Source organism: Paraburkholderia rhizosphaerae (genome assembly GCF_004366595.1).
Classification (GTDB): Bacteria; Pseudomonadota; Gammaproteobacteria; order Burkholderiales; family Burkholderiaceae; genus Paraburkholderia; species Paraburkholderia rhizosphaerae.
The window spans coordinates 16,978-38,810 of record NZ_SORE01000001.1; the positions used below are offsets into that span (position 1 = coordinate 16,978).

Here is a 21,833-nt window from a genome sequence, read left to right on the forward strand (position 1 = left end):
AAAATCAGGGAAAGATGCTCGTTTGTAGGGTTTTTCTGAAAATGCAAACGGAAAAAGGAATTTGATGGCAAGTCAAGCGTATCCGATCAACTTATCCGGTTGAAGGCAGGAAGACTAGCAAGAACACTTGATACAGCGTCGCTCTCAAGACAGCGAATTTGCGAAACATATAGCGCACGTTAAGAAATTTCTCGCGCCTCTTAACGCGACACCTCCTTATAATTCGAGTGAACGTGATCGGATATTTAATTCACTGCAGTCACGTTTCATCGAGTTATCTTTAAATCACGAATCAGTTAATCCTGAAAAATCTTTCATTCACGCCCATTGACACTTTCATGATCAAACTCATCAAACCTTCTCTCGCTCACAAGACAAGCAGGCAGCTCGGTCAGGGTATGACTGAGTACATCATCATCGTGGCGCTGATTGCGGTATCCGCAATCGCCGTTTACGCATCGTTCGGGAAAACGATCCGGCAGCAGACCGCTGGGCTCGCGCACGAAATGTCCGGCACCGACTCGGCAACCGACGTGAATGACGCGAAAACCGCCGCGGGCAACGCGAAGACCGACGCTGGCAAAAACAAGGGTATGGGCGCGTATGGCAGCGGCGGCAACATGGACGCGGGCACGGACGGCAAGTAACGCCAGCGGCTCAAAACGATCATGCAACGCTCGGCCCGCGTGGTCAGGATGCGCCGTGCTCGCGCTTGCGGGCAGGCGCTGGTGCCTGCCCTTCTCTTTCTGCTGATCGGCGGCATTGGACTCTATGTCGCGTTCGGCTCGTTTCAGATGAGCGGCGCGAAGCTCAAGCTGCAGAACACCGCCGATGCCGCCGCATATAGCGCGGCCGTGCTGCAGGCACGCGACTACAACTTTTCGGCCTACACAAACCGCGCGATGGTTGCCAACCAGGTCACCGCAGCGCAAGTGGTCGCGTTGAAGTCGTGGATAGACGAACTCGACGCAACCTATGCGGGCTACCCCGACACAGAAGACCTGATTCGCACGGTTGCCGCTCATCCCCCATTGTGGAGCACGCCGAACCGACGCGGCCGGATCGATATCGAACCCGTGCGCAGCACGCTCGACGCACTGTTGCCCACTGTCGCGCAAGACATTGGCTCGATCACGCGAGCGCTGAGCACCGCGCAGGTCCACTATCACATGGCGCTCATCACCGCGGTACCCGACACCGCCGATGCCGTCGCGCGGCAAAACCAGCCCGATACGCACGTGACGGCCGGATACTTCACGAGTGTGCGCAACGCCGCGCAACTCGTCGCGTGGCAATCCTATACGACGATCGTCACGCCGGCCGGCACGCTGGGTCGCGACCGTTTCGCGGATGTCGTCACGGATGGGCAAACACTCGATGGTTTCGTCAAACAACGCGCATCGTCGCGCACGGTGGCGCCCAACTACCAGCAGCTCGACGATCAGGCGTCGCCGACGTGCCGGCCCGCTGGCCGCATCACGATCACCGTCTCGCATGTCGGCGGCACACAACTGCGCAGCGACAAGAAAGGCTGGCAGTCTATCGATGCAAGCACCGCGCACATCATGACCCCGTGCACCGGGCCGATCGATGCGATTGCGGGCCACGGTGGCAGCACCAACGGCAACACTCGCGGCTATATGACGAACCCGCCGTTTGTGTCATGGAGCGACTGGAAGGGATACGGCGGTTACTACAATTTTGGCGATCATACGAGTCCGACACCCGGACTGCTGATCCCGGATGCGATGGCCACTCAATTCACGCTTGGGCCCGGTCCATCACTCGATGCGAATAATGGCGGCCTGCTGCCCTATCAGGACATGACCGGCACACCGGGCGCGGACGACGCGCCGCGCATCACGATCGAAGTCGAACGCGACATCGGCACACTTACCCGGACGCGACAGCCTGGCGGCGCGGCGCGCATGCAAGTCGATAGCAGCGGCGCACGCGGTGTGATGCGCTCGCTCGCCAGCGCTCACGCGTATTTCGTGCGCCCCGCAGACGATCCGTTCGGCGTAGGGGCAAGCGGCGCACTGTTGCATGCGAACGAATGGTTGCGCGAAGACGGCAAACTGGAATATCCGAGCACGTTCAGCCCTTACTGGCAGGTTCGCCTTGCGCCGGTCAGCGAAAGTGAACGTGCGGCTGCAAGACAGGCGCACATGCCGGTCAGCAGCACAGCAACGAGCCGGCCATGACATTACACGCTCGCTCAATGATGAAGAGTCACGGCCAGTCTGCCGCGCGCGCGGCCGCGGGCCAGGCGATGCTGGAACTTCTCGTCGCAACGTCGCTCGCCACCGCCGTTCTGTTTATTGCGTTGGCGATGCTCGGTAAATTCAGCGACGTCCGCAACAAAACGCTGCTGGGATCGCGTTACGTCGCGTGGGAACGCTCCGTATGGCTCTCAGCCGATGTGCGCGCGTCCGCGGATGCCGCGCACAGCGAGCGCGACTGGTTCGCCACGTATGGTAGCGGCGCGTTGCAAGTGACGAAAAGCGATGCCGCGATTCAGCGCGAGTTTCTTCAAAGGACCTTTGCGGCAAACGGCGCGCCGTTGGGCGGCGCGGACCGGGACGCGGATCGCTTGCCCGCCGCCGGGCAGGCGATGTGGCGCGACCACGGCGGCCAGCCATTGCTAGCCGCCGCACAGGACGTCGCCGCGCTCAGCGGCGCCGCATCGATCCCATCCGACGCGCTCGCGTCCTACACCGCGGATGGATACGGCACGGTGCGCACGGCCGAAGGAGCGACATTTTCGGCGACGCTGGATCTACCGTCCCGCACGCTGCAATCCGGCACCCTCAGCGTTTCAGTCGGCAAGAAGAATGAAGCACTGAAGCGCTTGTGGCGAGACTTCGACGGCGTGACGTTTGCCGACACCAACGCGCTGCTCACCAACACATGGATGGCCGAAGGTTCGGCGAATAGCCGCGCACTGTTGACGCGCGCCGCGCCTGCGGCGCAGGTCGACCTCGTAGCACCGGCGCTGTACCAGGGTCTGCGGCGCTATGCGCCGGAAATCGACACGCTCGAATTCGGCCGCATTCGGCATGAAGTCTTGCCGGCCGATCGCCTTGCACCATGAAACGCCTTTTTCTCATCGCTTGGCGCTTTACGCGCGTCGCCGTCCGCTGGTCTGCCCAACGCAGCTGGCTGGCTTGTGCACTGCTGCCCGTGGTGGCCGTCGCAGAGTGCGATCGTCGACCCGTGCAGCCCGAGCGCATCCAGGCGATCGGCCGCGACATGCTCGTGAACGGTGTTCCGACCGCCGTCTACGGCCTCGAGTTTGCGCAGTCCGCCGACCGGGTATCCGACGCGTTCCGTGCGTTCTGGGCGCGCGAAGGCGTGCCGGCCAAAGCACGACTCGAGTCCTCCGGCCTGCTGCTGACCGCGCTCGATGGAGCTTGCCACTATGTTTTGCTCATCACGCCGGTACGCAAAGCTTCGCCTGCGAAGGGTGTGATGAGCGTCATGCGTCTGAACGGCGGCACCGCACGCCATCGCATCCCAGACACAGTGGCGCCGTTGCCACCCGGCAGCAAGACGGTTTCCGACATCGAAAGCCATGATCCGGGCCAAACCGGCCGCACATGGATCGTACGTCTGGATGGCGACGCGGCCAGTCAGGCGCGCCGCTATGGCAACGTGCTCGCCGCACAAGGCTGGACGACTGTTGCATTGATGCCGGTCCAGCCGATCGGCGGCACGCGGCAGACACAAGCCGTCGGTAGCGCAATCGGCATGCAGCGCGGCCGCGACCGCGTCGATGCCGTTTTCTCCGACCGCCTCGGCCAGACACAAGCGGTCATTCACGTAACAAGGAACCACTAACGTGCAACAACGCCCCGTCACCGGTGTAGCAGCGCGTACCGTCTCGCGGTGTCTGCAGTGCGGCCAGGCCAGCGCCGAGTATCTCGTCGTTGCCTGCGCGCTCGTGATCGCGCTGCTGGCCGGCGCACAGGTGCCCGCCATCGATGCATTGATCGCAGCGCTCAAGTCCTGTTTCAGCGCATACGGCTTCGCGTTATCGCTTCCCTGATGGGCTCGCTTCTCATCGTTTCGTCATGTTAAATAAAATCAGATTTCGCTCGTTGTTCGGTAATGCATGGATCGTGCTGCTCGTCGCCGTGTTGATCGCCGGTGCGCTGACGTTCTTTGTCTACCGGTATCTCGTCGACCACGAAGCCCGGCTCAAAGCCGAAATAGCGGGCAGGCAGACACGGGCCGGCGTCGCGGTGGTTGTGCCCAATCGCGATGTACCGGCCGGCACGCTGTTGTCGAGCGACGACTTCGTCTCGCGCGACATCGCCGCGGATCTCGTGTACGACGACATGATCCGCGTCGCGGACTTCGACGCGTATCGTGCGTCCAGGCTGGTGCGCGCGGTCTTGCATGGCCGTCCTTTGCGGACCGGCGATATCGACGCGCTGCGCGGGCGTGACTTCTCCGACACGCTGCCCGCAGGGCAACGGGCGCTAACACTCGAAATCGACACGATCAACTCGACTGCATCGTTGGCACGACCGGGCAATCGCGTCGACATCTACTGGGTCGGCACGAGTCTCGACCCAGCTGCCGCCGCAGCCAGGCAACCGGACGAGCACAAGGTCATCAGATTATTGATGCCCGATGTACTGATTCTCGCCACCGGTCAGGACGTCCGCCCACGTAACGCGGACGATGCACAAGACCTGGCGGACAACCCGCGCGCCAATACGAACTACAACACCGTCACTGTGCAAGTGCCGGCCGCGGAAGCCGCCCGTCTCGCACTCGCGCAGCGCGTCGGCTCACTGCGGCTAATCCTGCGCAATAGCGACGACCGGCAAGCCGGCCTGCCCGTCAGGCTCGCCGAAGACGACCTGTTCCCGGCACCGGTGGGACCCCGCAACACGCCGGTCGTCGAGATCATTGCCGGCGGTGGTGGTGTGACGACGGTCGCTGCAAGTGGTGTTTCGGACTCCGGCGTGACGCTGCCCGAGGCACGCGCTGCGCCGCAGATCGCCGCCCCACCTGCATCGGATCAACCCGTGACGAGCACGCCCACAAGCCTGTACGACGACGCAAACGCAATCGCACGGCAACTTCAGCAACGCGGCTCGCGCAATGCGGCGAGCCGGAATTAAAGCATCCGCACGAGTTTCAGATGAAAGTGAGTCATCGTATCGCCCGTCGCGCGACGTTGTACCGCGCGTCCGTTCATCTCGTACTGAGCGCCACCAGTACGTTTGCGCCGTTTGTGCCGTCTGGCGTTGCACAGGCCGCGCTCGCACAAACGCCCGCTGCAGTTCGCGGGATCGACGTGTTGCCCAACAACGACGGCGTTCTCGAGATGTACCGCGGCGAAGTCAGGATGCTCGACGTGCCCGGCACGATCAAACGCATTGCAATCGGCAACGGCAAACTGATTACCGCGAACGTCGTCGACGGACGGCTGATGCTGCTCGCGGAGAATGCCGGCATCACGTCGCTCGTCGTCTGGAATCACACCGGCATTGCGCTACAGACCACCGTACGGATCGCAAAAGGCGACGTCGTCGCAACGGCCACGCAATTGCGCGGCGTGCTGGCCTCGGTGGCCGGACTTCGCGTGCAGACGATCGGACCCAACATTGTGCTCTCCGGCGCGGTGCATCGAGATATGGCGCCGGTCGTCAAAGCCGCCATCGCCGATCTGGGCAACGTGATCGATACGACGACGGTCGACGAGGGCGATGCATTGAAAAAAACCGTCCATTTCAAGGTACAAATCATGGAGATCACGCGCACCGGTCAGCGCGATCTCGGCATCGCATGGGATAGCCAGTTCAACGGCCCACAACTGACGGGCCAGGGCTTTGCAGGCAGCGGCATACCGGGCGCGAACTTCTTTTTCGCCGGCATCGCATCGTCACTCACTTCGAAGATCAACTTCGCGATCAACAACGGCGACGCGTACATCCTCGCCGCTCCCGAACTGAACGCGAAAAGCGGCGGCACCGCGACGTTTCTCGCCGGCGGTGAAGTGCCGATCCCGAAGGCCGGCGCGCTCGGCACCACGGATGTCGACTACAAGCCATACGGGATCAAGCTGAACATCAAGCCGGTGGTCGACGCGAACAACATCATCTCGGCCAATGTGCAGACCGAGATTAGCCAGATCGATCCGTCGGTTTCATACGGCGGCTTTCCGGGATTCCTCACGCGCAGCGCAACGTCCGATATTTCGATTCGCGCCGGCGAAACGATCGCGATCTCCGGGCTGGTCAGCGCGGATGCGCTCGACGCATCGAACGGCATGCCGTTTCTCGCCGGGCTGCCGATCATCGGCCAGCTGTTTCGTTCGGACAAGTTCCGGTCGAAGAAAAGCGACCTTGTGATCTTCGTCACGCCGCTGATTTCGGACCCGACGCTTGCACCGAACACGGCGCTGCTCGCACGCGCGGACGAAGGCGCCCGTCTCTATCGCGATCGATTCGGGGACCCGAGTCCGCTCGACGATATCGTGGCTCCGGCAGCGGCTCAGGAGTTGGCGCCCGCGGCAGCGCCTGCCGTGGCGCCGGTCGTGCCGGTCGCGATGCCACCATCAGTGTCCCCTGCAGTGCCGCCTGCAGAGCCGGTTAAGCCGCACGATGCGCAGCCGCCGATGTCCGCCACGAGCTTTAACAGCGCACCGCCGGCTACCGACCCGACGCATCCGCCGCACGCTTTCGCCGCATCAATCGGGCTCGCTGAAGCCATCCAGTTGCGTAATGCTCAACTCCCCGCGCCCGACGAATCGACCGTATCCGACGTGTCGATCCTGCAACCGGCCGTGCCCGTCGGCAAAAGCAACTGACATTTCGATGGAAGACACCCCATGTTGAAGCTGGAGATCCATACGCGAAACGCCCCGGTTCGCACGCTCGAAATCGAACGAAGCTGCACGATCGGCAGGAGCCCCGACTCCGATATCGTGATCAAGGGCATGCTTATCGGCAAGACGCACGCACGCCTCGTGAACGAATTTCACGCGTGGTATATCGAAGATCACGGCGGGATCGTCGCGACACTGGTCAACGGCACGCCGGTGGTGCGCTATGGGCCACTTGGCGATGCCGACCTGATCGAGATCGGTTCGACCTCGATCAAGGTCGTCCCGGTGACGCACACGCCGCGTGTCCCGACTGCCACGGCGTTGACTGACGTGGAGGTCGATCCGCCACATCGGCAGGTATCGCTTACGAATGCGCGAACGGCGGCTTCCACGAGTGGTGTCGCTCACGACGCGCATGCTGCGGCTGGCCGCCAGGCCGACGTCCCGATGCCATCGGGGCACGGCCCTTTACGCCTGCTCCAGAACTTCGCGGCGCCCGGTGACGCGGCCCGACAGACCGGTCAACGCCGAGCGGGAATGCTCGCGGTCGCAACGCCCCGCTCCGACGATCGAACCGTGCAACCTGTCGCTGAAGCCGCGATGGCGAGCGCGCCAATCAACAGTCCGATCGGCGTGGGCTTGCGCAAGCTCGCGCATATGAAGGTGATTGCCGCACTTGATCTGCGCCGGCTGAACGTATCGCGAATGGCCGACGACGAACTGCGCGCGACCGTCAGCGATGCGCTGGACGAGCTGCTCGCCCACGACAGCGCATTCGCACACACCGACATCGACATCCGAACGCTGAAGAAAAGCGTGTTCGACGAGATTATCGGCCTGGGTCCACTCGAGGCACTGCTTGCCGATCCCGACATCTCGGAGATCATGGTCAATCGTCACGACGAAATATTCATCGAGCAGAATGGATGTCTTTCCCGGTCGCCAGTAATCTTCACCGACGACCGCGCGGTGCTCGGCGCAATCGAACGGATCGTCGCACCGATCGGCCGGCGCATCGATGAAAGTTCTCCGATGGTGGACGCGCGGCTCAAGGACGGCTCACGCGTGAACGCGGTGATCCCGCCGCTCGCGCTGAAAGGGCCCAGCATCACGATTCGCAAATTCTCACGCCGCAAGCTCACTGGCGCGGACCTGATCAGTTTCGGCTCGATGTCGCCGGACATGCTCGAGTTTTTGCAAACTGCCGTACGGCAGCGCGCCAACATAGTGATCTCGGGCGGCACCGGCTCCGGCAAAACGACGCTGCTCAATGTGCTGTCCGGATACATTCCCGACGACGAGCGGATCGTTACCGTCGAGGACGCCGCGGAACTTCAGCTTTCGCAACCGAATCTCGTGTCACTCGAAGCGCGCCCGGCAAACATGGAAGGCAAAGGCGCGATTCCGATTCGCGATCTTGTCAGAAACTGCTTGCGGATGCGGCCAGACCGGATCGTCGTCGGCGAATGCCGTGGCGGCGAAGCGCTCGACATGCTGCAGGCAATGAATACCGGGCACGACGGCTCGCTTACCACCGCGCATGCGAACTCGCCGCGCGACTGCATTGCGCGGCTCGAAGTCATGACGTTGATGGCCGGCCTCGACCTTCCTGTGCAGGCGATTCGAGAACAGGTCTGCTCGGCAGTCGACCTTATCGTCCAGCAATCGCGGTTTTCTTGCGGCTCCCGGCGCGTCACCCATATCACGGAAGTCAGCGGGATGGAGTCGGGCGTTATCCAGTTGCAGGACGTATTCATGTTTCGCGAAACGGGCTTCGGGGAAAGCGGCAAGATTCAGGGCGAATTTGTGCCGACCGCCTATATACCCGATTTCTATCAGGACCTGCTACGTCGGCGAATTCCGGTGAACACCGATATCTTCACGCGCGGCGAATAAGGGCGCACAGATGAACCTGTTCGCTATTCTCGCGCTCACTTTCGCCGGCGGCGTCGTCGCCATAGGCATGCTCGCGCGCATCGGCGGTACCGCGCTCACGCGCCGGACCCAGCGCATTGCGCACGAAGTCGAACAGTCACTTGCAGACGCGTTCGTCTTCGTCGGCCGGCAGCGAGTGATCGCATGGACCTTGTTCGCGATGCTGCTGTTGCCGTGTTGCGCGTTCGCACTGAGCGGCAGCGCGATCGTTGCGGTGGCAACGATACCGGTCGCGTTCGCCGTGCCGCGGCGCTATCTGGCGTGGATACGCGTCAAACGGCTGCACACGCTGGAGCGCCAGTTGCCCGATGCATTGTTGATGATGGCGGGAGCGCTGCGTGCCGGCGCAAGTTTTCCGATCGCGCTCGAAAGCACCGTCGAGGAAACCAGCGCGCCGATATCGCAAGAGCTCGAACTGCTGATGCGTGAGATACGTCTGGGCATCGATCTCGACATCGCGATGCGCAACATCGAGGCGCGCATTCGCGTGCCAGATTTATTGATGGTGACCGCTGCCGTCACCATCACGCGTGAAGTGGGCGGCAACCTTGCCGAAGCACTCGAATCGGTAGCGAAGACGTTGCAGCAGAAACTGCAAATGGAAGGCAAGATCAGGGCGCTCACCTCGCAAGGCCGCATGCAAGGCGTCGTGATGACCTGCCTGCCGCTCTTCCTCATGATCGTGCTGCGTTTCATGGAACCGGTGGCGATGGCGCCGCTTTTCACAGAACCGGTCGGCTGGTGCACACTCGCCGTGATCGCTGTGATGGAGTTCCTCGGGTACCAGTCGATTTCCCGCATTACCAACATCGACGTGTGACGATGCTGCTCATCTCGATCATCGCGGGTACCGGCACCACGCTAGCCGCTTATCTGTTGTTGCGCTCGCTTGGCCACCTCGGCAGCGACGTGCCGAACGAGGACCGGACCTGGCTCGATCCGCTGCCGCCGTTGCTCAGGCTAATCTGGCCGCTCGTCAACTTTGTCGCGCACCATGCCGAGCGGTATTTCAGCGCGGCGCTCGTACAGCGCACCGAGAGCCTATTGCGTGTGACCTCACTGACGTTTTTGATGAGCGCGCAGCAGTTCATCGCGATGTCATGGGTCTGCGCCTGTGCCGCAGCGTTCGGTGGATCCGTGATCACCGCGGCGACCGGGCTTTTCCAATGGTGGATGCCGGCCTGTTTCGCTCTCTTCGGATACGGTTACCCGCATCTATGGACACGGCGCGTGAGGCAGCAGCATATAGCGAAGATCCAGCGGCATCTACCGATCTACCTCGATTTCCTGACCATCGCCGTCGAAGCTGGACTGAACATCAACGGCGCGCTTCAGAAGGCCGTCGAAAAAGGACCGGACGGCGCATTGCGCCGCGAGCTCGAACACGTGCTGCGCGATCTGAAATCAGGCTTGAACCGTACAGAAGCGCTGCGCCGGTTTGACGAACGACAACGCATCAAGGAAGTCTCCAATCTGGTCGGCGCGATCCTTCAGGCCGAGCGCATGGGTTCCGGACTCGCGAGGACGTTGCGCTTCCAGTCGGAGCAGCGCCGGGCCGAGCGTTTCCAGCGCGCCGAAAAGCAGGCGATGGAAGCGCCCGTCAAGCTGGTGTTTCCGCTGTTGATCTTTATCTTTCCCGTCACCTTCATCGTGCTGGGATTTCCCATCGTGATGAAGTTCGTTCAGGAAGGGCTGCTTTGAAAATCGCGAACATGACAGTCGATGGCCGTGCCTGCAACATTCGCGTGAAGATCGCGGCCTCAGTCCCTGAACGCATGCGTGGACTGCTCGGACGCGCAACGCTCGCGGACGACGAGGCGCTGCTGCTCGTGCCATGCCGGTCGGTGCATACATTCGGCATGCGGTTTTCGATCGATGTGATGTTCGTCGACCGGTTATGGCGCGTGATAGCCGTGCATCGTGAGGTGCCGCCTGCAAGGATACTGTTCAACCTGCGCGCAACACGCACACTGGAAATGCGCGCGGGCATGGCGGATGGGCTGTCGATCGCAGCCGGCAAGCGGCTCGGATTGGAGACTCGCTTATGACAGGATGCGATTCGGCGCGGATAGTAAATTCGTTGCGCACACAACGTGGGCAGGCGATCAGCGAATTCATTGTGATTGCACCCGTAATGCTGTTTCTTGCCTTTGCGGTCGTGCAGTTCGTACTGCTGTATCAGGCCAAGGCCACGCTGGATGTGGCCACGCTCGAGGCAGCGCGCGCCGGCGCGGTGTCGCACGGCTCGATGACAGCGATGGAAGATGGACTCGCTCGCGGCCTCGCACCGCTATATGCGCGTCGCGCCGATAGCGACGGCGCACGAGCCGCGCTGACGCAGGCACAAGCCAATGTGGTCCGCGCCAGTCTGATCACGATCGTCAGTCCCACTCGAGAAATGCTCGAAGATTTCGCGCGCCCCCGTTTCTATCCGGCTGAAGGCATTCGCTACAACGAGATCCCGAACGACACGTTGATGTACCGAAGCCCCGCTGTCGGGCCACACTCGCAGGTCGCCATCCAGGACGCGAATCTGCTCAAAATCCGCGTCCATTACTGCCATGACATGTACGTTCCGCTCGTCAACAAGGTGCTGTATTACGCGGTGAACGTAATCGGCAACGTCGCAGCTGATGGTGTTTTCGCGCGCGAGCCTGCCGATGCGCGTCATGACGCCTACGGCGCGCCGCGCCGTCCCGATCTCATGTGCAGAACAAAGCTCGCCGACGGCATCGAGACCGGCCGCTGGCCGCTCGCACTCGAGTCGGAAGCGATCGTGCGCATGCAGTCGTCCTATCGTGCCGATGCCGCACACGAACCCACTGAATTACCGGGCATGGCGAGATCTCGCGCTGCGCGCCGATGACACCGCGATCCCGCCGCACGCCGCACGCGCGCACGCGCGCGCACTTGCTGATCGCTGTGGCCGCCGCGACATGCTGCGCGCAGGCTCGACCGGTGGACGCGCAAACAGCACGCAGCACTAGCCCTCACGTGGTCGTGATCATCGGCGGCCTTGTCGAAGATCGGGCTGTCGATGACGTTGTCCCGAGCCGCCCGGAATCCGTGTCACGGGTGCTTCAGGTCGATCCGCGACAACCGGCGTCAACCGTCAAAGCGCGAGTCATGACGTTCCTGCCACTGATCGAAGAAGCGGCACGAGCGGTCGACATCGACAGCGCGCTGTTGATGGCGGTGATCGACGTGGAATCAGGCGGTGACCCGCAGGCCCTTTCGAAACAGGGCGCTGCGGGGCTCATGCAACTGATGCCGGCGACCGGCCGATCGTACGGCGTCGCCGACCCATTCGACCCGCGACAGAACGTGCTGGCGGGCGCGCGCTTTCTGCGCACCTTGCTCACACGTTTTGACAGCCTCGAACTCGCACTCGCGGCATACAACGCCGGCGAATACGCGGTGCGCCGCTCGGGGGGCGCCATCCCGCGCTATCGCGAGACGGAGCGCTACGTCCCGCAAGTGGTCGAACGATATGGACACTACCGGCAAGCCGTGCAGTTCATGCGCGGAGAAGCGAACCCAGCCGGCTATGCCGTGGCCCGCCTGCCAACGCACTCTCGCTGACGGCAACAACCTCGCGGCCGCCGTGCTAGCCATGCACAGGGCCGCCGCCAGTATGTCCGAGCATCTTTTCGAGGACCGCATTCAGGCTTTGCACGACGCTTGCGAAAACCGGCAGGATCGCGCGCGCCCTGGCTGCGTCGCCAAGACGCGCGGCCTGCTCCATCCGTGACGCAAGCGCGATGATGTTGCCGCAGTGGAACAGACTGAGCGATCCATTGAGCCGATGTGTGACGTTTCCGAGTTCAGCCCACTGAGCACGGCGCGCGGCGTCATACAGCGCGCCCAGCGCTTCGCGGTTGGTGTCGACCAGTATCCGCATGAATTCAGTGGCAATGGCGTCATCGCCGCAGGCCAGTGTATCGACCTGAGCCTTCAGCGGGCGACGCTCGCTTACGATCAACACGACACCGCAGCGACCTTGCTTGCGTGCACCGCCGCTCGCAAGCGGCAACGGCAATCCATCGGCGAACGAACTATGCCACTCGGCGGCAAGGGCCTCATGCTCGCGACCGTTCACTAGTGCAAATCGCACATCGTGCGTATCGGACGAAATGCCCGAGCGCGTGAGGATAGATGCGATCTCTTGAGGCTCGGACGAAAGCAGAGCCATCCGGATCGGCCGATGACCGCATTCGCCTGACGCCACCTGCCCGTAGCCGCCGCTATCGGCGTGCCGGGCATCGGCGCCAAATCCACCCACCGATATCGCACGCCGTTCCGCGAGGTGTATCGGATCGCGGCGCTCGCCATACCGGCGAATCATTGCTGCGTCGACGCGATGCCGCAGCGCCGCGCGAAATCGACCAGGTCGACCAGCGTCTCCACGCCTAGCTTCTGCAAGATGCGCGTCTTGTGACTGCTGACGGTTTTGTTGCTGATGAATAGCGCCTCACCGATCGTTTTATTCGACATGCCCTTCGCAAGCATCTGCAAAACGACCAATTCCTTGTCTGATAACAGATCGAGCTTGTCGTGCTCGCTGACCTCACCGACGATCGGCGCGACGATGGTGCCTGACGTCACCGGAAACACGCTGTATCCTGACAGAATGGCTTCAACGCCGCGCACGATCTCGCGGATGTCCTGCGTTTTGCTGACAAAGCCCTGTGCGCCTGCACGCACCGCACGCTGCACGAAGGTCGACGTGTCATGGCCGGACAGGATCATCACACGGATCTCCGGATGCGCAAGGCGAAGGCGCGGAATAACGTCGAGGCCATTAATGCGTGGAATATCGAGGTCGAGAATGGCAAGATCCGGCAAATGCTGGCGCGTCATCTCGACAGCCTCCTGACCATTATCGGCCTCCACAATATCGGCAATGTTCGCCACTTGTGTCAGGTGTGTCCGGATCACCAGACGCAGTGCCGGGTGATCGTCAACAATCATAACCGTCGTCATATTCTGTTCTCCCAAATTATGTTTTTATGAATTCACGAATCGATAAAAAGTCGATGACACTTTCCGTCATCGTTTATTCGACCCTATTTCAATACCTCGCGCTCGCGTTCCTGATCCTGACAATTGATACATTCACGCGTAAGTCGAATGTTTAACACGCGCAATCCGAGGGTCGGTCATATCACTGCATTGCCGGCCATTTAATGCCGCATGCATCACGCCAGAATGGCATAGCATGACGCGACTTCAACAATGTCCACCGCGAACGCATTGCGCTCACGCAGCGTGAGCATAAACAGGTTGACGCGCACAAAGTCCAGGAAATTTCCCCGCGCGTCGTCGGATTCGTCAGCCGTTGAAATTTCGCAAGGGATAGGGTGCCGGATGCATCGACAAGCAGGCTTGACAGCCGCGCGTGCGACGCATCATTAAAGCGGCGCAGCCCGAACCGGTGCAGCGCGATGCGCTACATCAGTCGCAACATGCCCGCTAAAGTGAACGCAGGTGGGAAAAGGCAATTACACGCGCACCGCGCGTGCCGCATTGCGGCCGCGCAGCCACTCGAGCGCGAGCAGAAGGCAAGTGGAAAATACAATCAGAATGGTCGCGAGCGCCGCGATCGTCGGGCTGATGTTCTCGCGGATACCCGTGAACATCTGACGCGGCAGCGTCGTCTGGTCGGCGCCTGCGAGAAACAGCGTAACGACTACTTCGTCGAACGACGTCGCGAAAGCAAACAGCGCGCCGGAGATCACGCCTGGCGCGATCACGGGCAGCGTGATGCGGAAGAAAGTCTGCAGCGGATTCGCGCCGAGCGACAAGCTTGCGCGCACGAGGTTGTAGTTGAAGCCTTGCAGCGTCGCCGCGACGGTGGTCACGACGAATGGCACGCCGAGCGCCGCGTGAGCCATGATCAAACCGGCATATGTGTTCGCAAGCCCGAGCGGTGCGAAGAACAGGTACATGCCGACGCCGACCACGACGACCGGCACGATCATCGGTGAAATCAGCACGGCCATCAGCAAAGCTTTGCCGCGAAAATTCGCTTTCGTGAGGCCGATCGCGGCGAGCGTGCCCAGCACCGTCGCGAGCACAGTAGCCGAAGGCGCGACAATAAAGCTGTTTTTCGCGGCCATCCGCCATTCGTCGGCGCCGATCAGGTTCTGATACCACCGCAGCGACCAGCCCGGAATCGGGTAGACCAGGAATGTGCTCGATGAAAACGACAGCGGCACGATCGCGAGCACCGGCAGCACCAGATACAACAACGTGAGCACCGCGAGCGCGCGTAGCGCGAAATACCACACCCGTTCGATCAGCGAAGTGTGCGGCGCGAACATCGGTTTGGCGAATTTCATCGCGGCTCTCATTGTTGTTGCAGCAGTCCCTATGCATCAGCCAAGGCTGACTTGCGAGCGTGTAAAGCGTCCGTAGATCACATACAGCACGAGCGTCGCCGCGAGCAGCAGTGCGCCGAGCGCGCAGGCCATGCCCCAATTGATCGTCACGTTCGTGAAGTACGCGACGTAGTAGCTGACCATCTGGTCATTCGGTCCGCCGAGCAGCGCGGGCGTGATGTAGTAGCCGATTGCGAGAATGAACACCAGCAGCGCCCCCGCGCCGACGCCCGGGTACGTCTGCGGCACGTAGACGCGCCAGAATGCTGCGAACGGATGGCTGCCGAGCGATATTGCCGCGCGCTGGTACGTAGGCGGAATCGATTTCATCACGCTGTAGAGCGGCAAGATCATGAACGGCAACAGAATGTGCGTCATCGAGATGTAGACGCCAGTCCGATTGAACAGCAACGCGAGCGGATCATGAATCAGGCCGCTGCCGATCAGCGCCTTGTTAACGAGCCCCTCGCTTTGCAGAATCACGATCCACGCGGCGACGCGCACGAGAATCGACGTCCAGAACGGAATTAGCACGAGGATCATCACGAGGTTCGCGCGGCGCTCGGACAGCGTCGAAATCCAGTACGCAAGCGGATAACCGAGCAGCAGTGCGCAAACGGTCACCACCACACCGATCACGAACGTGCGCTGGAACACGGCGAGATAAATCTGCTGCTCGGGGTCGGTCGGCACGATACGGCCAAATGCATCCTGCCGGTGATCGAGCGACGCGAGCAGGTAGAACGGTGAAATCGTGCCGCGGTTCTTTGCGATCGCGTGCCAGTATCGGACGTCGCCCCAACGTTCGTCGATCTCGAGAATCTTTGCGCGAATCTGCGCGGCAGGCAGCGCGTGGCCGGCGTCGTCGGTCAGCGGCATCGCGCGCGCGGTCTTCGCGACCAGCGAGCGATAGCCTGGTATCTCAGTGTTCAGCCGCCGCGCGAGCGCGCCCATTGCTTCGCCGTCGGCGACCGCGGTCAGATCGGTGGCGAGTGCTGCGTAGGCGCTGTCGTGCGGCACGGACTTCAGGTCCCAGTCGCGCAGCGCGGCGACGGTATGCGGCAACGCGGTCGCAATCTCGGGGTTTTGCACGGCGCGCGTGAGCAGTGCGCCGATCGGCACGACGAAGATCAACAGCAGGAAAATCGCCAGCGGCGCGATCAGCAGCAGCGCCATCATCCGCTTGCGCGACTCGGTCGCTTTCAGCTCGCGTTTGAGCTTTCCGGCGGATTCAGCGGTGGAATCCGCCGCGATCGTCATCGTGGTCACATCAAGTCTCCCGTATGCGGCGATTCAACCCGGTCGCCGCAGCGGCGCGGCATTCGCTCGACACACCGCGCCGCCTCGAACCGCAACGACCGTCCGACTATTTCGACGCCCACGAAGCAAATCGCTGTTCGAGCTCGTCACCGTGGTCGGTCCAGAACGTCAGGTTTTGCAGTACTGCGTTCTTGCCGTTGGTCGGCGAGTTGGGCAGATTCGCAAGTGTTTTCGAATCAAGCGCCTTGATAGCCGCCTCGTTCACGGGACCGTACGCAATATGTTTCGCGTACTCCTGCTGCGGCTGCGACGAAATCGAGTAAGCAATGTATTGCTCGGCCAGCGCCTTGTTCGGCGTGCCCTTAGGCATGGCCCAGTAGTCGAGGTCGTAGATGCTGCCGTTCCACACCACCTTCAGGTTCTTGCCTTCTTTCTGCGCGGCATCGATGCGGCCGTTATACGCAGTCGACATCACCACATCGCCGGCCACCAGAAATTGCGGCGGTTGCGCTCCGGCTTCCCACCACTGGATATTCGGCTTGAGTTCATCGAGCTTTTTGAATGCGCGGTCCTGGCCTTCTTTCGTTGCGAGCACCTTGTAGACGTCTTTCGGCGGGACGCCGTCGGCCATCAGCGCGAACTCGAGGTTGTAGCGCGCGCCCTTGCGCATGCCGCGCTTGCCGGGAATCTTCTTCACGTCCCAGAAGTCCGCCCAACTCGCCGGTGCCGTCTTCAGCTTGTCCGCGTTATACGCCATCGCGGTCGACCACACGAAGATGCCGACACCGCATGTCTGCGGCGCTTCAGGAATCAGGTCGGACTTCTTGCCGAGTTTCGACCAGTCGAGCTTTTCATACAGGCCTTCGTCGCAGCCGCGGCCGAGATCGCCCGATTCGACCTCGACGACGTCCCAGTTCACGTGCTTCGCCTCGACCATCGCCTTCACTTTGGCCTGCTCGCCGTTGTATTCGACCGCTGTGACCTTCGCGCCGCTCTTTGCCTCGAATGGCTGGTTGAACGCGGCCTTCTGCGCGTCGCCATTGGCGCCGCCGAAGTTCACCACCGTCAATTCCGCCGCGCCCGCCTGCGCGGCGATACCCAATGCGGCGATTGCCGTACCGATGACGATCGCACTACGCGTTTGCCCGCTTTTTCTCATGATGACCTCCTCACTTCCTTGTTTAATGATGGTTTGCCCTGAAGGGCCTTATATGAATGGGCGCGTTCTCCAAGGCGCTCATGCAAACACGCGCAGATGCTCGGGCGCGAATTCCAGCGCGACAGGTGCGCCTGGCGCGAAGCGTTCGATCGCTTCGGTACCGAGCGGCACTTTCACAAAACACTCGTCCTGCTGCGGCAGGCCACAGCGCATCCGCACGTGATCGCCGAAATAGATCAGGCCGCGCGCCTCGCCGGCGAGCGCATTTGCGCCCGCGCGCAATCCGTTTGCGGCAAGTTTCATGCGTTCGGGACGAATACATGCGACGGCGGGCGTACCCGCTTGCGCGCCCGCGATGTTGCGCCCGACGAGTCGCGTGCCGTCGACCAGATGAAACTCGCAGTAGTCGCCATCGACCTGTGCGATCGTGCCGCGCAAGCGGTTGCTGTCGCCGATGAAGTTCGCGACGAACTCGTTGCAGGGTGACTCGTACAGCCGGTCCACCGTGTCCAGTTGCTGAACCACGCCTTTATCGAAGACGGCAACGCGATCGGACATCGTCAACGCTTCGCCCTGATCGTGCGTCACATAGACAAAAGTCACGCCGAGCTTTTCATGCAGCGATTTCAGTTCGTACTGCATGTGTTCGCGCAACTGCTTGTCGAGCGCGCCGAGCGGTTCATCCATCAACACCAGCTTCGGTTCGAACACGAGTGCGCGCGCGAGCGCGATGCGTTGCTGCTGGCCGCCGGACAGCTGCGCCGGGTAACGTTTCGCGAAGGCCTCCATGCGAACCGTTTTCAGCGCCTGATTGACGCGCTGCGCGCGCTCGTCGGCGGACAGCCTGCGTACAGTCAGCGGATACGCGACGTTCTGCTCGACAGTCAGATGCGGAAACAACGCATAGTTCTGAAACACCATACCGATGTTGCGCTTATGCGGCGGCACCGTATTGAGCAGCGTGCCGTCGAGCCAGATTTCGCCGCCAGTCGGAAATTCGAAGCCCGCGAGCATCATCAGACAGGTCGTTTTCCCCGAGCCGGACGGCCCGAGCAGCGTGAGAAACTCACCCTGATAAATGTCGAGATCGAGCTGCTTGACGACGAGCGTCTCGCCATCATAGGTCTTGCGCACGCCGCGGAAACTGACGATCACGTCTGCGGTTTTCATCGGGGATGTCTCCATTGCGCGCCGTCCGCCTGGTTGTCCGTACGGTCTCTTATGCCCGGCGAATTCCCGGGTTTTCTGAGTCTAATCCTTGCTGTGGCTCCGTCGCCAGCGAGGGATTGCATTGATTGCGCGATCCACTATAGCCGGTTACGGTTCCACTCTATGGAACCATTTCATTATTCCGGATAGAACCATTTGGACACAGTGATCCTGTCGGATTGGCTTGTCGCGCGGCTCGATCGTGGCGATGCCGAGCCCGTTTATCGCCAGTTGCTGCGGCTGCTTCAGCAAGCGATCCTGACGAGTCAGTTGCCGCCCGGCACGAAGCTGCCGAGTTCTCGCACGCTCGCCACCGATCTCGGCATAGCGCGCAACACGGTGCTGCACGTATACGACCAGTTGACGGCCGAAGGCTATGTGCACTCGACCACCGGCAGCGGCACTTATGTTGCCGATACGAGGCCGGACCGCCGCGCGGTCAACGCGAGAAAACCGGCAGCGCCAGACCATCCACGCGAAGATGCGGCACTGCCCGTCGATGCAAGGGTTGCCCCTACTTTTGCCGAAGCGGTGACGCACGCTCCACCGGTCATGGTCGCCGCACATCCGCTGCGTCACACCGAAGCACGCGACCTGTCCGCGCGCGGACGCCGGCTGATTCGCGAAGCGGGCGTGTCGGCGAAACAGTGGGGGGCGTTCATGCCGGGCGTGCCGGATGTATCCGAGTTCCCCGCGCGCACATGGAGCCGGCTGCAGGCGAAGTTGTGGAAGCAGGCCAATCCGGAGTTGCTCACTTACGCTCCCGGCGGCGGCTACCGGCCGCTGCGCCGCGCGTTATCCGACTATCTGCGCGTCGCCCGTTCGGTGAACTGCACGCCCGACCAGATCATCATCACGACCGGCATTCATCAGTCGATAGATCTCGCGGTACGCCTGCTGACCGACGTCGGCGACCGCGCGTGGGTTGAGGAGCCTTGCTACTGGGGTGTGCGCAGCGTGTTGCAGTCGTCGGGGCTGACGCTTGCGCCGATACCGGTCGACGACGAGGGGCTGAACCCGCGGGAGCCCGACTTGCGCACGCCACCGCGGCTCGCGCTCGTCACGCCGTCGCATCAGTATCCACTCGGTATGGTGATGAGCCTCGCGCGCCGCCGCACGCTACTCGAGTATGCCAGGCAGCATCGCGTATGGATCATCGAGGACGACTACGACAGCGAGTTCCGCTACGGCAGCCGCCCGCTGGCGTCGCTACAAGGTCTGGATGACGCGGGGAGCGTCATCTATGTCGGCAGTCTCGGCAAGATGCTGTTTCCGGGGCTGCGGATCGGTTACATGATCGCGCCGGAAGATCTCGTCGATACGTTCCGGACCGGCATTGCCGAGTTGTATCGCGAAGGCCAGCTGATGCAGCAGGCGGTGCTGACCGAGTTCATTATGGATGGCTATCTGACGTCGCACGTTCGGCGCATGCGTGCGTTGTACGGCGAACGGCGGCAAATATTGATCGATGCGATCACCGCGCGTTTCGGCGACACGCTGCCGGTGATGGGCGACGAGGCCGGTCTGCATTTCGTGCTCGGCTTGCCTCTTCATGCGAACGATCGCGCAGTCGCGGCGGCTGCGTACGATGCGGGCGTGATCGTGCGGCCGCTCGCCGGGTACTACAGCGGCGAGATGCCGTCGCGGCGCGGGATGTTGCTCGGTTATGCGTGCGTACCGAACGAAAAGATCGGGCCGGCGTTCGACACACTTGCGCGAGTGATCGAGAACACCGTACTGCGGGTGTCGCCGCATGCCGCGTGAGCGCATCGCCATGTGGGCGCACAAGCACGGCTATCGTGAACGGACACTATCCGTCGCTTGCCGAATCGCCGCTTGATCCGCTATTCGCAGTCGCGTCGTTTGGTGAAAACTGCGGCGGTAGCGTACCGTATTCAATGAGCTTCACGCGGCGCGCGTCCCCTGCTGTTGCGTCGATATGCGCTTCTCTGAATTCCAGCGCACCTTCCGCCACTTCGCGCGGTTGCATCGACTGAAGCACTTCGGGTGTGTAGCCGAAACGGGAAGCTATGGATCGAGCGTTGAAACTCACGTTATCCTGCAGCGACACGCCTTTGAAGCCACGGGCATCGATCTCGTACAGATCGTAGCAACCCGAGCCGTATTCGCTATCGCCGAATATGCGCGCACCGTCAGCAGTCTCTGAAACGATTAGCGCGTCGCCGGAAATCAGCTTGTCGACACCGCCAAAATGTTTCGACGGCAAAAAGCCGTGCTGCAGGATCGCGTCGCGTTCGCTTGCCGGCGCAGCGCGGTACACCGTCGAAAAGGTCTTCTTTTCCAGCATCCGCTGATCGTTCAGATACATGTCTTGCAAAGCCGGCGGATGGGTTTCGTTAGCCGCACCCGCAGCCTGCCTTGGCAACGCTTCGGATAGCGGCGGTGTGGTATCCATCGGCGACTGCACGTTCGAGCGCGGGGGCGATGCGGTATCCATCGGCGACTGCACGTTCGAGCGTGGCGGAGAAGTCGTATCCATCGGCGACTGCACGTTCGAGCGTGGCGGAGAAGTCGTATCCATCGGCGATTGCGGACTTGCACCGCCCCGCTGCAGCGCGAGCGTTCCGGCCGGACGCGCTACGCCCGGCCGCTCGCCGGCAAAGGTCGCGTCGAAGCGCAGACCACCAGTAGGCCGCGACACAACGGCTACCGAGCCCGCGCCAGCGAAGCGCCCGCCGACTACCGGGTTGAATGGGCCGCCCCCTATGAACGCCAACAGGATCTGAAACGCGACGTCTTTAGCCGGTGCTTTCGGACTAACACCCTCTGTTCGCGGAATCCTTGCACCGGTAGAAGCGGTGCCTGGCGGCAAACCCATTCGCCAGTTGTAGTGCCGGGACTGGAACTGCGCCCAGCTTTGCGTGTTCGACTGCCATTTGGGTTCGATCTGCGCACGCTTCGCTCGAACCAGGACGCTATCAGACGTGCGACCCGATGCAATGGCATTGTCATTCGAAGGCGTCTGATGGCCGGCATCGACCCTGGCGTGGCCCGGCGTAAAGGTACCGATCATGGTGTTCATGCG

At 61.9% G+C, this 21,833-nt stretch carries 21 protein-coding genes; 14 read left to right on the forward strand and 7 right to left on the reverse strand.

The genetic code is table 11. The features are described from left to right. Positions 1-338 precede the first annotated feature (338 nt). The 13 genes from BX592_RS00045 (at position 339) to BX592_RS34270 (ending at position 12,361) form a co-directional block, all read left to right on the forward strand. On the forward strand, positions 339-647 hold the full coding sequence (locus BX592_RS00045) for a pilus assembly protein (RefSeq protein ID WP_134189601.1): 309 nt from the start codon (positions 339-341) through the stop codon (positions 645-647). Positions 648-668: 21 nt separating this feature from the next. After that, a complete protein-coding gene (locus tag BX592_RS00050) occupies positions 669-2,204 on the forward strand; it encodes a hypothetical protein (protein ID WP_134189602.1) in 1,536 nt (511 codons plus the stop codon). Then, entirely contained in the window at positions 2,201-3,094 is an 894-nt protein-coding gene (locus tag BX592_RS00055; RefSeq protein WP_243849224.1) for a hypothetical protein, read from the forward strand. The genes BX592_RS00050 and BX592_RS00055 overlap by 4 nt, the downstream gene beginning before the upstream one ends. After that, entirely contained in the window at positions 3,091-3,840 is a 750-nt protein-coding gene (locus BX592_RS00060) for a hypothetical protein (RefSeq protein WP_243849225.1), read from the forward strand. Before BX592_RS00055 ends, BX592_RS00060 begins: the two co-directional genes overlap by 4 nt. Position 3,841: 1 nt before the next feature. Next, positions 3,842-4,048, forward strand: coding sequence for a hypothetical protein (locus tag BX592_RS00065; RefSeq protein WP_134189603.1), 207 nt, complete (start codon positions 3,842-3,844; stop codon positions 4,046-4,048). A gap of 25 nt (positions 4,049-4,073) precedes the next feature. Further along, entirely contained in the window at positions 4,074-5,135 is a 1,062-nt protein-coding gene (cpaB, locus tag BX592_RS00070) for a Flp pilus assembly protein CpaB (protein ID WP_134189604.1), read from the forward strand. Between the two features lie 20 nt (positions 5,136-5,155). Beyond that, positions 5,156-6,826, forward strand: a complete 1,671-nt coding sequence (locus BX592_RS00075) for a type II and III secretion system protein family protein (protein WP_134189605.1) — start codon at positions 5,156-5,158, stop codon at positions 6,824-6,826. Between the two features lie 21 nt (positions 6,827-6,847). After that, positions 6,848-8,740, forward strand: a complete 1,893-nt coding sequence (locus BX592_RS00080) for a TadA family conjugal transfer-associated ATPase (RefSeq protein WP_134189606.1) — start codon at positions 6,848-6,850, stop codon at positions 8,738-8,740. 10 nt (positions 8,741-8,750) lie between these two features. Next, entirely contained in the window at positions 8,751-9,599 is an 849-nt protein-coding gene (locus BX592_RS00085; protein ID WP_134189607.1) for a type II secretion system F family protein, read from the forward strand. A 2-nt stretch (positions 9,600-9,601) separates the two neighbouring features. Next, positions 9,602-10,480, forward strand: coding sequence for a type II secretion system F family protein (locus tag BX592_RS00090; protein ID WP_134189608.1), 879 nt, complete (start codon positions 9,602-9,604; stop codon positions 10,478-10,480). After that, on the forward strand, positions 10,477-10,827 hold the full coding sequence (locus BX592_RS00095; RefSeq protein ID WP_134189609.1) for a DUF192 domain-containing protein: 351 nt from the start codon (positions 10,477-10,479) through the stop codon (positions 10,825-10,827). Before BX592_RS00090 ends, BX592_RS00095 begins: the two co-directional genes overlap by 4 nt. A 32-nt stretch (positions 10,828-10,859) precedes the next feature. Continuing rightward, on the forward strand, positions 10,860-11,645 hold the full coding sequence (locus BX592_RS00100) for a TadE/TadG family type IV pilus assembly protein (RefSeq protein ID WP_341802869.1): 786 nt from the start codon (positions 10,860-10,862) through the stop codon (positions 11,643-11,645). 260 nt (positions 11,646-11,905) lie between these two features. Beyond that, positions 11,906-12,361 carry a lytic transglycosylase domain-containing protein gene (locus BX592_RS34270; RefSeq protein WP_243849226.1) on the forward strand — a complete coding sequence of 152 codons (456 nt, stop codon included), beginning with the start codon at positions 11,906-11,908 and terminating at the stop codon, positions 12,359-12,361. A 25-nt stretch (positions 12,362-12,386) separates the two neighbouring features. Here BX592_RS34270 and BX592_RS00110 read toward each other — a convergent pair whose 3' ends face one another. The 6 genes from BX592_RS00110 to BX592_RS00135 all read right to left on the reverse strand — a co-directional run bounded on the left by BX592_RS00110 (position 12,387) and on the right by BX592_RS00135 (position 18,748). Continuing rightward, entirely contained in the window at positions 12,387-13,124 is a 738-nt protein-coding gene (locus BX592_RS00110; RefSeq protein WP_134189612.1) for an Hpt domain-containing protein, read from the reverse strand. Beyond that, positions 13,121-13,762, reverse strand: coding sequence for a response regulator transcription factor (locus BX592_RS00115; protein ID WP_134189613.1), 642 nt, complete (start codon positions 13,760-13,762; stop codon positions 13,121-13,123). The genes BX592_RS00110 and BX592_RS00115 overlap by 4 nt, the downstream gene beginning before the upstream one ends. 518 nt (positions 13,763-14,280) lie before the next feature. Continuing rightward, positions 14,281-15,120 (reverse strand): ABC transporter permease, encoded by an 840-nt coding sequence (locus BX592_RS00120; protein WP_134189614.1) that lies wholly within the window; start codon positions 15,118-15,120, stop codon positions 14,281-14,283. A 36-nt stretch (positions 15,121-15,156) separates the two neighbouring features. Then, positions 15,157-16,419 (reverse strand): ABC transporter permease, encoded by a 1,263-nt coding sequence (locus BX592_RS00125; RefSeq protein WP_134189981.1) that lies wholly within the window; start codon positions 16,417-16,419, stop codon positions 15,157-15,159. 106 nt (positions 16,420-16,525) lie between these two features. Further along, positions 16,526-17,578 carry an ABC transporter substrate-binding protein gene (locus BX592_RS00130; protein WP_134189615.1) on the reverse strand — a complete coding sequence of 351 codons (1,053 nt, stop codon included), beginning with the start codon at positions 17,576-17,578 and terminating at the stop codon, positions 16,526-16,528. 78 nt (positions 17,579-17,656) lie between these two features. Beyond that, positions 17,657-18,748 (reverse strand): ABC transporter ATP-binding protein, encoded by a 1,092-nt coding sequence (locus BX592_RS00135; protein ID WP_134189616.1) that lies wholly within the window; start codon positions 18,746-18,748, stop codon positions 17,657-17,659. A 195-nt stretch (positions 18,749-18,943) separates the two neighbouring features. Here BX592_RS00135 and pdxR point away from each other — a divergent pair, with 195 nt between their 5' ends. Continuing rightward, positions 18,944-20,551, forward strand: coding sequence for a MocR-like pyridoxine biosynthesis transcription factor PdxR (gene pdxR, locus BX592_RS00140; protein WP_134189617.1), 1,608 nt, complete (start codon positions 18,944-18,946; stop codon positions 20,549-20,551). A 46-nt stretch (positions 20,552-20,597) separates the two neighbouring features. Here the strand turns inward: pdxR and BX592_RS00145 are convergent, their stop codons facing one another. Further along, positions 20,598-21,830 (reverse strand): hypothetical protein, encoded by a 1,233-nt coding sequence (locus BX592_RS00145; protein WP_134189618.1) that lies wholly within the window; start codon positions 21,828-21,830, stop codon positions 20,598-20,600. Positions 21,831-21,833 lie beyond the last annotated feature (3 nt).

Coding starts and splice junctions, on each gene's coding strand:
- BX592_RS00055 (WP_243849224.1), top strand. CDS start 2,201: ATGACATTACACGCTCGCTCAATGATGAAGAGTCACGGCCAGTCTGCC.
- BX592_RS34270 (WP_243849226.1), top strand. CDS start 11,906: ATGACGTTCCTGCCACTGATCGAAGAAGCGGCACGAGCGGTCGACATC.
- cpaB (WP_134189604.1), top strand. CDS start 4,074: ATGTTAAATAAAATCAGATTTCGCTCGTTGTTCGGTAATGCATGGATC.
- BX592_RS00075 (WP_134189605.1), top strand. CDS start 5,156: ATGAAAGTGAGTCATCGTATCGCCCGTCGCGCGACGTTGTACCGCGCG.
- BX592_RS00125 (WP_134189981.1), bottom strand. CDS start 16,419: ATGACGATCGCGGCGGATTCCACCGCTGAATCCGCCGGAAAGCTCAAA.
- BX592_RS00045 (WP_134189601.1), top strand. CDS start 339: ATGATCAAACTCATCAAACCTTCTCTCGCTCACAAGACAAGCAGGCAG.
- BX592_RS00130 (WP_134189615.1), bottom strand. CDS start 17,578: ATGAGAAAAAGCGGGCAAACGCGTAGTGCGATCGTCATCGGTACGGCA.
- BX592_RS00050 (WP_134189602.1), top strand. CDS start 669: ATGCAACGCTCGGCCCGCGTGGTCAGGATGCGCCGTGCTCGCGCTTGC.
- BX592_RS00145 (WP_134189618.1), bottom strand. CDS start 21,830: ATGAACACCATGATCGGTACCTTTACGCCGGGCCACGCCAGGGTCGAT.
- BX592_RS00135 (WP_134189616.1), bottom strand. CDS start 18,748: ATGAAAACCGCAGACGTGATCGTCAGTTTCCGCGGCGTGCGCAAGACC.
- BX592_RS00120 (WP_134189614.1), bottom strand. CDS start 15,120: ATGAAATTCGCCAAACCGATGTTCGCGCCGCACACTTCGCTGATCGAA.
- BX592_RS00090 (WP_134189608.1), top strand. CDS start 9,602: ATGCTGCTCATCTCGATCATCGCGGGTACCGGCACCACGCTAGCCGCT.
- BX592_RS00085 (WP_134189607.1), top strand. CDS start 8,751: ATGAACCTGTTCGCTATTCTCGCGCTCACTTTCGCCGGCGGCGTCGTC.
- BX592_RS00110 (WP_134189612.1), bottom strand. CDS start 13,124: ATGATTCGCCGGTATGGCGAGCGCCGCGATCCGATACACCTCGCGGAA.
- BX592_RS00115 (WP_134189613.1), bottom strand. CDS start 13,762: ATGACGACGGTTATGATTGTTGACGATCACCCGGCACTGCGTCTGGTG.
- BX592_RS00080 (WP_134189606.1), top strand. CDS start 6,848: ATGTTGAAGCTGGAGATCCATACGCGAAACGCCCCGGTTCGCACGCTC.
- BX592_RS00060 (WP_243849225.1), top strand. CDS start 3,091: ATGAAACGCCTTTTTCTCATCGCTTGGCGCTTTACGCGCGTCGCCGTC.